Raw genomic sequence first — 12,971 nt, 5'->3', positions numbered from 1 at the left:
CGAATGAGCAGCACTGCATGTAACAACGACACGGCATAACACTGGCAAAGGCAAAACCATGAACATTTCCCTGATTCTGCAGCTTCCCTTCACGCAAGAGGGAGGCTGGCAGCAACTGCGACGCGAGCGCCCTTCTCTCAATGCCTTGATCCTGCGCGTGGTACTGCCGCTGTCGCTGCTGCCGCCGGTTATGCTGCACTACGCCATCTACCGGCATGGCGATGCCCTGCTGCCCGGCCTGGCCGATCGCCCCTGGGCAATTATCGCGCCGGCCCTCTTCACCGCCGAGCTGCTCACCTTCCTGGTGATGGGCTGGCTGATCCACGGCGTGGCGCGCGCCCACCGCCTGCGGCTGAGCCACCGCGACGCCTACTTCCTCGCCGCTATGGCGCCGCTGCCGCTGTGGTTCTCCTCGCTGACGCTGTTCGTCCCCGACATGGTGTTCATCGTCTGTGGCGTGCTGCTGGCGATGATGCTGTCGTGCGGGCTGGTCTACCACGGCCTGCAGGCGCTCGCCGAGCGCGAGGAGGACGATGTCATGGTGATGTCGGCCACCTACACGGTGATGGCCTTCGGGCTGATGGCGTGGGGAATACTGTTGGCGCTGGTCTGGGCGCTGTAGCTTGCCCATGCTGGACACGCCGTGGGTGGCCAGCTCTGGGCTCGGACGTCATGCGGCTCTCGTTCTGCGGCCTATCTGGGCCACATCAGGCCCACTGCGAGTGCTCTGGCTTCAGTACATCTCGAGGCGTGCGAAGTCACGTGTTTGCAGGCGGGCTTCTGCATCCTGCTGCTCGGCCAGCTGTTCGAACAGCTCAGCTTCCTCAGGTATGGAAGCCAATTCGGCACGCAACCGGTACATGTCCTTGAGCGTCTGGTGGGCGGTCATCACGTTAGCGAGGAGGTCGTGGGTATCGCGACAGCCCAGGCAGCGAGGTATCCGCTCCAGCACGTCAGGATGACCGAATTCCTGGCTGTCGATTAGCCAGGTCGTGAGCAATCCTTCGCGGCCATCCTCAAGATAGGCCAACATGCCACTCGACATGCGCTTCTCACGATCTGCAAGGAACGCAAGTGCCAACTTCATCCGCTCATCCTGTTGTACTTCAGCCAGTTGGGCGTACTGCTCCCCCAGCCGAGCATGAAAATCGCGTATCCAGACGAGCAGATCCTTGACTTGGCGAAAAGCCATGAGAATTGCCTCCTGCCACAGTTTGCGGCGCATTAAGGAGTGTCAGGTTCCATGTTTCAGCAGCATGGCCTTGATGTGACCGATCGCCTTCAACGGGTTTAGCCCCTTGGGGCACACCCAGGTGCAGTTGGCGATCTGTCGACAGCGGAACACGCTGAAGGGGTCATCGAGGTCGGCCAGGCGATCGCTGGTTGCGGTATCTCGGCTATCGATCAGAAAGCGGTAGGCTTGCAACAACCCCGCAGGACCGATGTACTTATCCGGGTTCCACCACCAGGACGGACAGGCCGAGCTGCAACAGGCGCAGAGAATGCATTCATAGAGCCCGTCGAGTTTCTCGCGCTCCTCGGGGCTCTGCAGGCGTTCCCGGGCGATGGGTGGCTCGTCGTTGATCAACCAGGGGCGAATCTTCTCGAACTGGCGCATGAACTGTGCTTGATCGACTACCAGGTCGCGGATGACCGGCATACCGGGCAAGGGACGCAAGATCAGGATATCGGTGCCGTTCAGTGCCTCGGCGACCGGCGTAATACAGGCCAGGCCATTCTTGCCGTTGATGTTCATGCCATCCGAGCCGCACACCCCCTCACGACAGGAGCGTCGATAGGTCAGAGTCGTGTCCTGATGCTTCAGGTATTCGAGCACATCAAGCACCATCGCTAAGCGGAATCGCTCCTCGACCTCATAGGTTTCCATACGCGGCGCCGCGTCGTGTTCGGGATGGTAGCGATAGAGCCGGACGCTAAACATGGCGGTTTTCCCTGCCGACAGGTGGACGCATCTCAATAGGTGAGATGTAGGCGATGTCGGGCATTGATGCGCAGTATGTACCCGAGCTTCACCAGTGTAGGTCCGAGAATGATCAGTACGTGAGCCAGAACTTGAGCGATCAGCGACAGGCGGCCGTCGATGAGGTAGCCTCCCGTCACACCGACACCCAGCAATACCAGCCCTAGAAGCAGTAAAGCATTCCCCAGGGCATGGGCACATTGGGGGTCATCAAAGTATCGCCGCATATCACTCCTCCTCGTTCCTCTTCCAGGCGTCAACCTTCACACCCCTTACGAACAAAAGAAGCATCTCACATACTTCTTATAGCATAGCCGCCACGCCTCGTCGAATAACCCGGCAAGAGTATTCCCAGTGTCGCCAGCCGAAGCGGCAAGAGCACGTAAAACCTCATGATATTGATGACCGCCTGTGGCCTTAGCGGTAGGGATCAAGTTCGAAAACCTCCCGGATCACTTGGCATCACTGCCCTGATCGTGATCAAGGTTTGGGGTGAAGCGTCTGTAAAGCCTTGCTGGAGGTAGTCGAAGGGCGTCGCCAAGGGCCGCTCTACACGCGTTATGCCAGAATCCACCCTATACGCTCTGGAGGAGACGCTAGCTGCTCTGGAGGATGCCGAGGCAGCCTGGTCGTTCTCTTCGGGCATGAGAGCCATCAGCGACCTGCTGTTGACTCATGGGCAGCGCGGCATCGTCTGCCTCGGCGAGGTCTATGGAGGCACCTTGCCGGGTGCATTGACTGCGACATCAGCCGGTTACAGCTCCTTGATCACTTGTTAAATTTACTTCGGCGATTTCGACGATTAGGTCCTTCCCGGGATTTACCATGGTCATCACTGACCGAGGAGAATTCACCCAGCACATTGCGAATCTGCTCCAAAGTGGGTCGTTCACCTCGCGGCCTTTCTTCAAGCGCTGCGCGCATCCTAGCGAGATGCTCCGGAGTCGTACCACAGCAGCCACCAATTATTTTGGCTCCCGCGTCCCGCGCCAGAACCGCATAATCGGCCATGAGCTCAGGAGTCCCACTATAGCGAATATGTCCATCGAAGTATTCCGGTATGCCAGCATTTCCTTTAGCAATAATTGGGACTGCATTACCTTGAGACGTAAAGTTCAGGACCGTGCGCATCAAATCCGATGCCCCAACGCCGCAGTTCGCTCCAAACGCTACTGGCATGTTAGGCATCTGACCAACCGTCTCCATCGCGCTCTGAGCGGTCACACCCATCATGGTTCTCCCAGCCGTATCAAAGCTCATCGTCCCACACCAAGGCATACTGGCCAGTTTAAAGGCATCGCTCGCAGCCTGAAGTTCTTCAATTGATGACATGGTCTCCAGCCACAATACGTCGGCACCACCTTCCTTGAGGCCTTCAGCCTGCTCATGAAAGATCTCCACTGCCAACTCATGAGTTAGCGAGCCCAAGGGAGACATTATTTCACCCGTTGGCCCCACAGAACCTGCAACAACGATGGGGCGCGGATAGCGGTCTGCTACATCTCGTGCGATGGCGGCGGACAGTCGAGATAATTCGCGAGCTCGGTGTTGTGATCCATGTAGCCTAAGCCGTGCGGCATTACTACCAAAAGAATTAGTCAGAAAAATATCGCTGCCGGCTTCCAAGGCTAGAGTATACATTCGAGCAATTCTCCGAGGGTAGAGCTCATTCCACAATTCCGGTGCTTCGCCAGACGTCAAACCCATGTCGAACAGGTTGGTCCCCGTAGCCCCATCTGCCAGCAACCAATCGCGAGACGTCAAAATTTGCTCGAGCTTATTACAGCTAGCCATATCAATCTTTCCCTTAGCTTAGATCCACCAACAACGCTGTAGAAGCGCTTCTTTAATGCATGCACTTCTGCACATATTTCGTATCGTAATTCACGCACTGACACTACCAAGAAAGTCAGATACCACTCCCTTAATGAATCGACAAATCGATAAATAAGCTGGCTAGGCGGACTCCAAGTCCTCCTAGCCGGCTTTCTCTATCACAACTCAATTATGTGATCGATGTTTTTCTATACTTGGGATTAATCAAGCGATGCTCACTCAGCAGACCTTTAACGATTGCAAAACAACCTGCGAGAAGCACCAATGTGAATGGCAAGCCCGTGGAGACAGCCATGGCCTGCAGCGCGACCAACCCGCCACCGAGCAGCAGAGCAATCGCAATCAGGCCTTCGATCACCGCCCAAAACACGCGCTGCGGCTTGGGGGCGTCGACCTTGCCGCCGGCCGTGATGGTATCGATCACCAGCGAGCCGGAATCTGAGGAAGTGACGAAGAAGACCACGACCAGCACGATGCCGACGAAGGAGGTGATGGCGGTCAGCGGCAGTTCGCCGAGCATCACGAACAATTGCAGCTCCAGGGCCGCATCCTGGACACCCTCGAAACCAGTGGTCACCAACTGGTTGACGGCGGTGCCGCCGAAGGCGGTCATCCACACTACCGAAACCAGCGAGGGAATCAGCAGTACGGCGATGATGAATTCGCGCACGCTGCGCCCGCGTGATACCCGGGCGATGAACATGCCGACGAAGGGCGACCAGGAGATCCACCAGGCCCAGTAGAAGGCCGTCCATCCCTGGCTGAAGTTGGCATCCTCGCGACCGAACGGCGCCGAGAGCGCCGGCAGGTGGGTGATGTAGGCGACCAGATTGTCCAGTACGCCGGTGAAGATCACCAGGGTCGGGCCCACGACGATCACGAACGCCAGCAGCAGGAAAGCCAGCACCATGTTGATCTCTGACAGCCGGCGCACGCCCTTGTCGACGCCAGCCACGATGGAGAGGATAGCGATCAGCGTGATGCCGATGATCAGCAGCACCATGGTGGTATCCCCACCCGGCGTGCCGAACAGGTAACCCAGCCCCGCCGTGGCCTGGGAGGCACCCAATCCCAGCGAGGTGGCCAGGCCGAACAGCGTTGCGAAGACCGCCAGGATGTCGATGGCATGGCCTGGCCAGCCCCAGATGCGCTCACCCAGCATGGGGTAGAAGATCGAGCGCATGGTCAGCGGCAGGCCCTTGTTGTAGGAGAAGATCGCCAGGGCCAGTGCCACCACGGCGTAGATCGCCCAGGGATGCAAGCCCCAGTGGAAGATGCTGGCCGCCATGCCCAGCCGCGCCGCCGCCTCGGGGTTGCCGACGGCGGCGCCCAGGGGTGCCCAGTCGCTGCGCATGCCACCGTCCAGGCTGGTACCGCCGAGAGAGGAGGCGAAGTGCGACATGGGCTCCGAGACGCCGTAGAACATCAGGCCAATGCCCATGCCGGCGGCGAACAGCATCGAGAACCAGGCCGAATAGGAGAAGTCGGGCCTGGCGTTGGCACCACCGATGCGCACCTTGCCCAATGGCGAGACGACCAGCACCAGGCAGAGCACCACGAAGATGTTGGCGGAGAGCAGGAAGAACCAGGTGAGGTGGCTGGTCAGCCAGTTGCGCAGCCCGGTGAACAGCGGCTCCACTTCGCTGTGCAGGGCCAGGGTTAGAATGACGAAGAACAGCGTGACCAGGGCCGAGATGGCGAATACCTTGCCGTGGATGTCCAGGTTCAGCTTGAACTCGCCGATGATGTTGTCCTGCCCGATCACGTAATCGGTATCGATCAGGTCGGCTGGGCCCTCGGGGGCTGGAACTCCATCGGAGGGTGGTGAGATGGGTTCTTTCATCTACAGATTCCTCAAGTTGTTGTTATCTCGTTGCGGTGATGATCGCCAATGCTTCGGCTCCTCCAGTCGGGACGCCAGCCGGCTTGGCGGGACCGGTTGGCATCGTGGTTTAGCTGGCGGCTATATATTGGAATCGGGGAAGGCTGCCTTGCGGGTTGCCATGTAGTTGAGCAGAGCCTCGTCAATCGCCGGATCCAAGGGCGGCGCCTCGTATTCGGCGAGTAGTTTCTTCCACCGGGCGTTGGCGCGCTGGGCCATGTCCAGCCGGCCGTCGGCATCCCACTGCTCGAAGCTGTTGTTGTCGGCGATCAGTGAGAGGTAAAAAGCGTCCTTGAAGTTGGCCTGGGTATGCGCACAGCCCAGGAAATGCTTGCCGGGGCCGACCTCGCGAATGGCGTCCATGGCCTGGCCGTTCTCCGACAGATCGACACCCTTGAGCAGCGTCTGCATCATGCCGGTCTGGTCGGCATCCATGATGAACTTCTCGTAACCCATGGCCAGCCCCCCTTCCAGCCAACCCGCCGAATGCAGCGCGAAGTTGACGCCGCCCAGGGTGGTGGGCAGCAGGGTGTTGGCACTCTCGCTGGCGGCCTGGGCGTCAGGCAACTTGGAGGCGGTGAACGAGCCGCCGGAACGAAAGGGTACTCCGAGGCGGCGGGCCAGGCTCGCCATGACGTAGAGCACCAGCGCCGGCTCCGGCGTACCAAAGGTGGGGGCGCCGGACTGCATCGACATGGAGCTGGCGAAGCTGCCCAGCACCACCGGGGCGCCCGGGTTCACCAGCTGTATGAAGGCCATACCGGCCATGGCCTCGGCCAGGGTCTGGGCGGCGGTGCCGGCCACGGTCACCGGTGACATGGCGCCTGCCAAGATGAAGGGGGTCACGATGCAGGCCTGGTTGGCTCGCGCATAGACCTTTGCGGCACCCAGCATGGTGTCATCAAAGGTCATCGGCGAGTTGGCGTTGATCAAGCTGATCACACAGGTGCGCGGCTTGCCGGTGTCGGGATCGATCCAGCGTTCGCCGAACAGGATCTTGGCCATCTCGACCGTGTCCCGGGCGCGATCTGGGTGGGTCACCGAGCCCATGAAGCACTTGTCAGAGTACTTCATGTGGCTGTAGATCATGTCGAAGTGACGCTTGTTGACCGGCAGGTCGACTGGCTCACAAATGGTACCGCCGGAGTGATGGAGGCTCGGTGACAGGTAGGCGAGCTTGACGAAGTTCTGGAAGTCTTCGAGCGTGCCATAGCGCCTTCCACGGTCGATGTCGTGCACGAAGGGGCAGCCGTAGGCAGGCACGTAGACGGTGTGCGGCCCGCCGATCTCCACATTGCGTGCAGGATTTCGCGCGTGCTGGGTAAACTGGCGAGGCGCGCTATCCTGGATCAGCCGCCGGCACAGGCCACGCGGCATGCGTACGCGCTCCCCCTGCACGTCGGCACCGGCATCACGCCAGATCTGCAGGGCTTCCTCATCGTCGCGAAAATCGATGCCAATCTCCTCGAGGATGGTGTCGGCATTCTCCTCAAGGAGGGAGAGCCCCGCGTGATCGAGGATTTCGAAGTGAGGGATTTGGCGTGTGGCGTAGGGCTGGACCGAGACGGCGGTGGCCCCTCTACCGGCGCGGCGGGCGTTTCCAGCGGTGCGGGTACGGCGGCGAGATGAGGTGGAATCCATGGCGTTCTCCGGCTTTGTTTTGCAGAAAGTAGGTTGGAGAGAGGGCAACATGCGGAGCACCGACAGGCTGGCATTGCTCATCCAGCGACCCGCATATACCGACTGGTCTACCGCTGTGCAGCGCCATCGCCATAGGCGATGACGGTTATTAGGCCATCTCGGCCGACGTGCTCCCCCAAGCCAGCGACATGATGTCGTCGGGGAAGGGAATGTCATGCTGTCGGCAGGTGGCTTCCAAGGTGTTGAGTAACAGGCAGGCGATGGTCATGGGGCCGACGCCACCGGGGACCGGTGTAAGGGCGCCGGCAACCTTGCGGGCACCTTCGAAGTCCACGTCTCCAACCAGCCGCGTCCGTCCATCGGCCTCGATGCGATTGATGCCTACGTCGATCACCGTGGCCCCGGGCTTGATCCAGTCCTCCTTGACCAGGCACGGCCGGCCTACCGCAGCCACCAAGATGTCTGCCTGACGGCACACCTCCTCGAGTTGCCGTGTGCGTGAGTGCGCGACGGTCACGGTGCAGTGCTCCTTCAGCAGCAGGCTGGCCATCGGCTTGCCAACGATGTTGGAGCGCCCCAGCACTACGGCACGCTTGCCACTCAGATCACCCAGTTGAAATTTGAGCAGCGTCAGGCAGCCGAGTGGCGTGCAGGGCACCATCCCGTATCCCCCCGTGGCGATGTTGCCCACGTTGATCGGATGGAAGCCATCAATGTCCTTGGCTGGACAGATGGCCTGGATTACACGTGCCTCATCGACCTGAGGCGGTAGCGGCAGCTGGACCAGGATGCCGTGCACTTCCGGATCGCAGTTGAGCCGCTCGATCAGGTCGAGTAACTGGATTTGGGGCACGCTGTCAGCCAGGCGGTATTCGAACGAGGACATGCCAGCTTCCCGGGCCTGGGTCGCCTTGTTGCGCACATAGACTTGACTGGCTGGATCCTCGCCGACGAGGATCACGGCCAGGCCGGGTGTGATCAGGTCGTGCTGACGCAGTCTGCCTACTTGACGACCGATCTCTTCGCGAAGCCGAGCGGCGTGGGCCTTGCCATCGATCAGGATGGACATGGTCTTTCCTCCTGTCGGGCGCCTCAGCGGAAGACGACGGTCTTGTTGCCATTGGGGAAGACGCGATGCTCCAGGTGGTAACGGACCGCCCGCGACAGCGCCATGTTCTCGGCATCGCGTCCCACGGCTGCCAATTGGGCAGGACTGTAGGTGTGGTCGACCCGTTCGACGACTTGTTCGATGATCGGCCCTTCGTCCAGGTCGGTTGTAACGTAGTGGGCGGTGGCGCCGATCAGCTTGACGCCCCGCTCAAAGGCCTGGTGATAGGGCTTGGCGCCTTTGAAGCCCGGAAGGAAAGAGTGGTGGATATTGATGGCGCGACCAGCCAGTTCCTCGCATAGGTTGGAGGAAAGGATTTGCATGTAACGCGCAAGGACGACCAGCTCGGCCCCCGTTTCCTCAATGAGGTCGAGTACCTGGCGCTCCTGTTCCTGCTTGGTCTCCGGTGTAATGGGTAGGTGATAGAAAGGAATCTCATACCAGTCGGCGAGGCGCTTTAGGTCGGGGTGATTGGAGACGATGGCCGGAATCTCCATCTTGATCTCGCCAGTCCGCTGTCGATACAAAAGATCATCGAGGCAATGATCGTACTTCGACACCATGATCAGCACCTTGGGCAGGGCCAGGGTGTCGTGCATCTCCCACTCCATGCCGTCGCGCTCGGCAACGCCCTGGCCGAATTCGGTCCTGAGTTCCTCCAACTTGGGAGTGATGCCAGGTGTGGTGGAAAAAACGCAGCGGACATAAAAATTACCGGTTTCAATTTCATCAAACTGGGCCAGCTCCATGATGTAGCAGTGACGCTGGGCAAGGTAGGTAGTAAGTCGGGAAACGGTACCGATGGCCCCCTTGCAGTTGGCCTTCAGCAAGTAAATATTCTTCCCTTCGATCATAGCGGACATGGCTAACCTCGGCGTCACTTGGCTGTTGTTGTTGAAGTTGTTCAGGCATGCGTCGCAATTTACTCCGGTGGCATCGGCGCGCATGTCTGCAGGCGACGCGAAACGTTGTCGCAGCGACCACGAGGGAAAAGTTTGAAAATCGTAAAAATTGACTCAAATCAATAAACTGCAAGATATTTTAAAAACGCCAGAAGGAGTGAGGCGCATGGCGCTTTTCGACATGAAGGCGTCGCTTGCATGGATATGTTCCCTAAGGCGAGCGCATACGCTGCATTCGCAACCATACCCGTAATTTGGGTATGGAATGACCAGGAGCGGAGCGCCATGACAGAACAGTACAATGAAAACGAAGACTTCGACCTAAACGACCTACCCGATGACGAGCTCGTCGAGCAAATACACGACGATCTCTACAATGGGCTACGCGACGAAGTGGTCGAAGGCACCGAGATCCTGCTCGAGCGTGGCTGGAGCGCCAACAAAGTGCTCGACGAAGCACTGGTGGGCGGCATGGCCATCGTTGGTGTCGATTTTCGTGACGGCATCCTCTTCGTCCCCGAAGTATTGATGGCAGCCAATGCCATGAAGGGGGGCATGGAAGTGCTGCGCCCCCTGCTGGCAGCTTCCGGCTCCGAGACCATCGGAAAGATCGTGATCGGTACCGTCAAGGGCGACATTCACGACATCGGCAAAAACCTGGTGTCGATGATGATGGAAGGTGCCGGCTTTGAGGTGATCGACATCGGTATCAATATCCCAGTGGAAGCCTACATCGAAGCGCTGGAAGAGCACAGGCCAGACATCCTTGGCATGTCGGCGCTGCTAACCACCACCATGCCCTACATGAAAGTCGTCATCGATACGCTGGTCGAGAAGGGGCTGCGTGACGATGTCATCGTCATGGTCGGTGGCGCCCCGCTCAACGAAGAGTTCGGCCAGGCCATCGGTGCCGATGCCTACTGCCGCGATGCCGGGGTGGCGGTCGATATGGCCAAGGAACTCATCGCGACGCGTCGCGCCGCCTGAGCCGAGGAGGTCCGCCGTCATGTCATCCACGCTCATCATTGCCTGCGGTGCGTTGGCTAGGGAGATCATGGCCCTGATCGACGCCAATGACTGGCATGATGTGCGCCTGGAATGCCTGCCAGCGGACCTGCACAATCGGCCGGATCGGATACCCGAGGCCGTGGGCAGGAAACTGCGGGAAGCATCGCGGTACTCGCGCATTTTCGTAGCCTACGCCGACTGCGGTACGGGCGGATTGCTGGACGAAGTGCTGGCCGAGCATGGCGCCGAACGGTTGCCGGGGGCACACTGCTATGACGTCTATGCCGGGGAGTCGGTGATCGCGGCGCTCAGCGAACAAGAGTTGGGCACCTTTTATCTGACCGATTTTCTCGTGCGCCACTTCGACCGGCTGGTCATCCAGGAGCTCGGCATCGAGCACCACCCCCAACTCGCAAGTCTCTATTTCGGCCAGTATCGCCGGCTCGTCTACTTGTCGCAGCGTGACGATCCCGCTCTTCAGGCGGCGGCCCAGCGTGCCGCCGCACGACTCGGACTCTCCTTCGAATACCGGCATACCGGCTACGGCGAGCTGGCGACCTCCCTGGTCCGCTTGGTCTCAGAGCCGGTCGCTGTAGAGCGAGCAACATGACAACTCTGACCATCGTCAGCTGGCGGGATATTCCCGCTCAGGTAATCACCAAGCAGGGGCGCAAGAGTGCCAAGGTGCTACTGTCGCCGCGCTTCCAGCACGCCATCGACCGGGCGGCCATGCGGGCTGGCAAGGGCGGCTCGGAGGCGTACATGGCCGACTGGCAGCGCAGCGTCCCGCGCGAGTGCAGCGACAACCTGCAGGCGGAGGCCGAAGCCGAGGCGGCACGCCTCGAGGCAAGCTTCGATGACGAGGCACTCAAGCAGTTGGTGCGCCAGAAGGGGCTGGCCCTGCCCGCCTGAGAGCGCCCGCGACGACGACAAAAACAATGACCATGGCCGCGGTCCCCGATCTCGGGGGCGGAGGCAAGGAGGGAGAGGATGTACAAGGTGAGGCGCTGGGTGGTCCGTCACGCCCGGCTGTTCGAATGGGTGTATCGAGGCTTCGAGCCGCTGCTGGTCAAGCTGCATCCGCTATGGCGGCGAATCGGCTATGAACGCGTCGAGGCCCCGGTCAAGGCTATCGAGAAGGGCGTCAAGGGCCTGCTGTTCGATTGCCAGATGTGCGGACTATGTGCGCTCTCCGCCACCGGCATGTCCTGCCCCATGAATTGCCCCAAGAACCTGCGCAACGGCCCCTGCGGCGGGGTGCGTGCCAACGGCCACTGTGAGGTCAAGCCGGAGATGCGCTGCGTGTGGGTCGAGGCCTGGGAAGGCAGCCGCCGGATGAAGTATGGCGATCGCATCCAGGTGGTGCAGCAGCCGGTCGACTTCCGCCTGAAGGATTCCTCGTCCTGGCTGCGCGTGGTGCGCAAGCTGGCCGATCCAACCCGCGAGCGCGCGGATAGCGGAGCCGTGAAATGAAGTTCGACGACGAGCCCGTACCGGGCTACTCCCTGCCGATCCTGCCGGGCCACGTCTCGCCCGGGCGCCTGGAGCGCGTGCTGCGCGCCGGCAAGTTTGCCATCACCAGCGAGATCGACCCGCCGGACTCCGCCGACCCCGCCGAGGTGCTCAAGCGTGCGGCGATCTTCGACGGTTACGTGGATGCCATCAACGCCACCGACGGCTCCGGTGCGCACTGCCACATGTCCAGCGTCGGGGTCTGCTCGCTGCTCACCCGAGTGGGTTATGCCACCATTCTGCAGATCTCATGCCGCGACCGGAACCGCATCGCCATACAGGGCGAGATCCTGGGGGCCGCGGCCATGGGCGCCTGCAACCTACTGTGCCTGTCCGGCGACGGCGTCCAGGCCGGCGACCATCCCCAAGCCAAGCCAGTGTTCGATCTCGACTCCATGTCGCTCTTGGAGATCGCCCGTGGTATGCGCGACGAGTGTCGCTTCCAGAGCGGGCGCAAGATCGACGTGCCACCGCGGATCTTCCTCGGCGCGGCCGAGAACCCTTTTGTGCCACCCCTGGAGTGGCGCCCGCACCGGTTGGCCAAGAAGGTCGCTGCCGGGGCGCAGTTCATCCAGACCCAGTACTGCTTCGACATCCCCCGGCTGCGTGACTTCATGCTCAAGGTGAACGACCTGGGGCTGCTCGAGGGGCCGGACCGCGTATTCATCCTGCCCGGCGTCGGGCCGCTCGCCTCGGCGCGCAGCGCACGCTGGATCCGCGACAACGTGCCCGGCGTGCACATCCCCGATGCTGTGATCGCGCGCCTCGAGGGCGCCCAGAACCAGAAGGAGGAGGGCAAGCGGCTGTGCATGGACCTACTTCACCAGATCCGCGAGATCCCTGGGGTCAGCGGTGCCCACATCATGGCCTACCGCCAGGAGCATACCGTGGCCGAGATCATCGAAGGCACCGGCGTGCTGGAGGGCCGCGTGCCCTGGTACCCGGGGCGCGACAACCCGGCCGAACTCAATCCGGAGTCGCCCGACGCGCTGGCGGAAGAGTTCGAGCCTGTGTCGGGATGACCCATCCTTATCCGACCGCCAGCTTGGAGCCGCAACGCCACAGTTAACGACAACGCCTTCCGCAGGCACCCAATAGCAA

The 12,971-nt window shown here is 60.8% G+C and carries 15 protein-coding genes; 7 read left to right on the top strand and 8 right to left on the bottom strand.

Annotated features, from left to right (window positions below; all coding sequences use genetic code 11):
- Nucleotides 1–58: 58 nt before the first annotated feature.
- Entirely contained in the window at nucleotides 59–622 is a 564-nt protein-coding gene (locus I4484_RS01180) for a YIP1 family protein (protein ID WP_197449238.1), read from the top strand.
- A gap of 111 nt (nucleotides 623–733) precedes the next feature.
- Here the strand turns inward: I4484_RS01180 and I4484_RS01175 are convergent, their stop codons facing one another.
- Genes I4484_RS01175 through I4484_RS01165 form a run of 3 tightly spaced genes read right to left on the bottom strand, consistent with a single transcriptional unit; the run spans nucleotide 734 to nucleotide 2,208 of the window.
- Nucleotides 734–1,192 (bottom strand): 2-hydroxyacyl-CoA dehydratase, encoded by a 459-nt coding sequence (locus tag I4484_RS01175; RefSeq protein WP_197449237.1) that lies wholly within the window; start codon nucleotides 1,190–1,192, stop codon nucleotides 734–736.
- A 42-nt stretch (nucleotides 1,193–1,234) separates the two neighbouring features.
- Nucleotides 1,235–1,942: a succinate dehydrogenase iron-sulfur subunit gene (locus I4484_RS01170; protein WP_159548142.1), complete on the bottom strand. Its 708-nt coding sequence runs from the start codon at nucleotides 1,940–1,942 to the stop codon at nucleotides 1,235–1,237.
- Between the two features lie 32 nt (nucleotides 1,943–1,974).
- On the bottom strand, nucleotides 1,975–2,208 hold the full coding sequence (locus tag I4484_RS01165; RefSeq protein ID WP_159548140.1) for a transmembrane sensor/regulator PpyR: 234 nt from the start codon (nucleotides 2,206–2,208) through the stop codon (nucleotides 1,975–1,977).
- Nucleotides 2,209–2,541: 333 nt separating this feature from the next.
- On the opposite strand from I4484_RS01165, the gene I4484_RS21015 reads away from it, so the two are divergent.
- Nucleotides 2,542–2,760: a PLP-dependent transferase gene (locus I4484_RS21015; RefSeq protein WP_197449236.1), complete on the top strand. Its 219-nt coding sequence runs from the start codon at nucleotides 2,542–2,544 to the stop codon at nucleotides 2,758–2,760.
- Here I4484_RS21015 and bmt read toward each other — a convergent pair.
- The 5 genes from bmt to purU all read right to left on the bottom strand — a co-directional run bounded on the left by bmt (nucleotide 2,750) and on the right by purU (nucleotide 9,311).
- Nucleotides 2,750–3,775 (bottom strand): betaine--homocysteine S-methyltransferase, encoded by a 1,026-nt coding sequence (bmt, locus tag I4484_RS01155; RefSeq protein WP_197449235.1) that lies wholly within the window; start codon nucleotides 3,773–3,775, stop codon nucleotides 2,750–2,752. The two genes, I4484_RS21015 and bmt, sit on opposite strands and share 11 nt — an antisense overlap.
- 211 nt (nucleotides 3,776–3,986) lie before the next feature.
- Nucleotides 3,987–5,660, bottom strand: a complete 1,674-nt coding sequence (locus I4484_RS01150; RefSeq protein ID WP_197449234.1) for a BCCT family transporter — start codon at nucleotides 5,658–5,660, stop codon at nucleotides 3,987–3,989.
- Between the two features lie 120 nt (nucleotides 5,661–5,780).
- Nucleotides 5,781–7,340, bottom strand: coding sequence for a trimethylamine methyltransferase family protein (locus tag I4484_RS01145; RefSeq protein WP_197449233.1), 1,560 nt, complete (start codon nucleotides 7,338–7,340; stop codon nucleotides 5,781–5,783).
- Between the two features lie 148 nt (nucleotides 7,341–7,488).
- Nucleotides 7,489–8,409, bottom strand: coding sequence for a bifunctional methylenetetrahydrofolate dehydrogenase/methenyltetrahydrofolate cyclohydrolase FolD (gene folD, locus I4484_RS01140; RefSeq protein WP_159548134.1), 921 nt, complete (start codon nucleotides 8,407–8,409; stop codon nucleotides 7,489–7,491).
- Between the two features lie 23 nt (nucleotides 8,410–8,432).
- The gene (gene purU, locus I4484_RS01135) at nucleotides 8,433–9,311 is read right to left on the bottom strand and encodes a formyltetrahydrofolate deformylase (RefSeq protein WP_159555647.1); all 879 of its coding nucleotides are present in this window, start codon (nucleotides 9,309–9,311) and stop codon (nucleotides 8,433–8,435) included.
- A gap of 237 nt (nucleotides 9,312–9,548) precedes the next feature.
- On the opposite strand from purU, the gene I4484_RS01130 reads away from it, so the two are divergent.
- The 5 genes from I4484_RS01130 (at nucleotide 9,549) to I4484_RS01110 (ending at nucleotide 12,892) form a co-directional block, all read left to right on the top strand.
- Complete coding sequence (locus I4484_RS01130) at nucleotides 9,549–10,337, top strand: corrinoid protein (RefSeq protein ID WP_234283659.1); 789 nt, start codon at nucleotides 9,549–9,551, stop codon at nucleotides 10,335–10,337.
- Nucleotides 10,338–10,356: 19 nt separating this feature from the next.
- The gene (locus I4484_RS01125) at nucleotides 10,357–10,968 is read left to right on the top strand and encodes a DUF1638 domain-containing protein (RefSeq protein ID WP_159548130.1); all 612 of its coding nucleotides are present in this window, start codon (nucleotides 10,357–10,359) and stop codon (nucleotides 10,966–10,968) included.
- Entirely contained in the window at nucleotides 10,965–11,270 is a 306-nt protein-coding gene (locus I4484_RS01120) for a virulence factor (RefSeq protein WP_159548128.1), read from the top strand. The genes I4484_RS01125 and I4484_RS01120 overlap by 4 nt, the downstream gene beginning before the upstream one ends.
- A 78-nt stretch (nucleotides 11,271–11,348) precedes the next feature.
- Entirely contained in the window at nucleotides 11,349–11,831 is a 483-nt protein-coding gene (locus I4484_RS01115) for a methylenetetrahydrofolate reductase C-terminal domain-containing protein (RefSeq protein ID WP_159548126.1), read from the top strand.
- Nucleotides 11,828–12,892 (top strand): methylenetetrahydrofolate reductase, encoded by a 1,065-nt coding sequence (locus I4484_RS01110; RefSeq protein WP_159548124.1) that lies wholly within the window; start codon nucleotides 11,828–11,830, stop codon nucleotides 12,890–12,892. The genes I4484_RS01115 and I4484_RS01110 overlap by 4 nt, the downstream gene beginning before the upstream one ends.
- Nucleotides 12,893–12,971: the final 79 nt, after the last annotated feature.

The organism is Halomonas sp. SS10-MC5 (assembly GCF_015992245.1).
Lineage (GTDB): Bacteria > Pseudomonadota > Gammaproteobacteria > Pseudomonadales > Halomonadaceae > Halomonas > Halomonas sulfidoxydans.
This window is presented reverse-complemented; position numbering and strand designations above follow the sequence as displayed.

Excerpts from the sequence above, each read along its gene's own strand:
- I4484_RS01180 (WP_197449238.1), top strand. The coding sequence starts at position 59 with ATGAACATTTCCCTGATTCTGCAGCTTCCCTTCACGCAAGAGGGAGGC.
- I4484_RS01175 (WP_197449237.1), bottom strand. The coding sequence starts at position 1,192 with ATGGCTTTTCGCCAAGTCAAGGATCTGCTCGTCTGGATACGCGATTTT.
- I4484_RS01170 (WP_159548142.1), bottom strand. The coding sequence starts at position 1,942 with ATGTTTAGCGTCCGGCTCTATCGCTACCATCCCGAACACGACGCGGCG.
- I4484_RS01165 (WP_159548140.1), bottom strand. The coding sequence starts at position 2,208 with ATGCGGCGATACTTTGATGACCCCCAATGTGCCCATGCCCTGGGGAAT.
- I4484_RS21015 (WP_197449236.1), top strand. The coding sequence starts at position 2,542 with ATGCCAGAATCCACCCTATACGCTCTGGAGGAGACGCTAGCTGCTCTG.
- bmt (WP_197449235.1), bottom strand. The coding sequence starts at position 3,775 with ATGGCTAGCTGTAATAAGCTCGAGCAAATTTTGACGTCTCGCGATTGG.
- I4484_RS01150 (WP_197449234.1), bottom strand. The coding sequence starts at position 5,660 with ATGAAAGAACCCATCTCACCACCCTCCGATGGAGTTCCAGCCCCCGAG.
- I4484_RS01145 (WP_197449233.1), bottom strand. The coding sequence starts at position 7,340 with ATGGATTCCACCTCATCTCGCCGCCGTACCCGCACCGCTGGAAACGCC.
- folD (WP_159548134.1), bottom strand. The coding sequence starts at position 8,409 with ATGTCCATCCTGATCGATGGCAAGGCCCACGCCGCTCGGCTTCGCGAA.
- purU (WP_159555647.1), bottom strand. The coding sequence starts at position 9,311 with ATGTCCGCTATGATCGAAGGGAAGAATATTTACTTGCTGAAGGCCAAC.
- I4484_RS01130 (WP_234283659.1), top strand. The coding sequence starts at position 9,549 with ATGGATATGTTCCCTAAGGCGAGCGCATACGCTGCATTCGCAACCATA.
- I4484_RS01125 (WP_159548130.1), top strand. The coding sequence starts at position 10,357 with ATGTCATCCACGCTCATCATTGCCTGCGGTGCGTTGGCTAGGGAGATC.
- I4484_RS01120 (WP_159548128.1), top strand. The coding sequence starts at position 10,965 with ATGACAACTCTGACCATCGTCAGCTGGCGGGATATTCCCGCTCAGGTA.
- I4484_RS01115 (WP_159548126.1), top strand. The coding sequence starts at position 11,349 with ATGTACAAGGTGAGGCGCTGGGTGGTCCGTCACGCCCGGCTGTTCGAA.
- I4484_RS01110 (WP_159548124.1), top strand. The coding sequence starts at position 11,828 with ATGAAGTTCGACGACGAGCCCGTACCGGGCTACTCCCTGCCGATCCTG.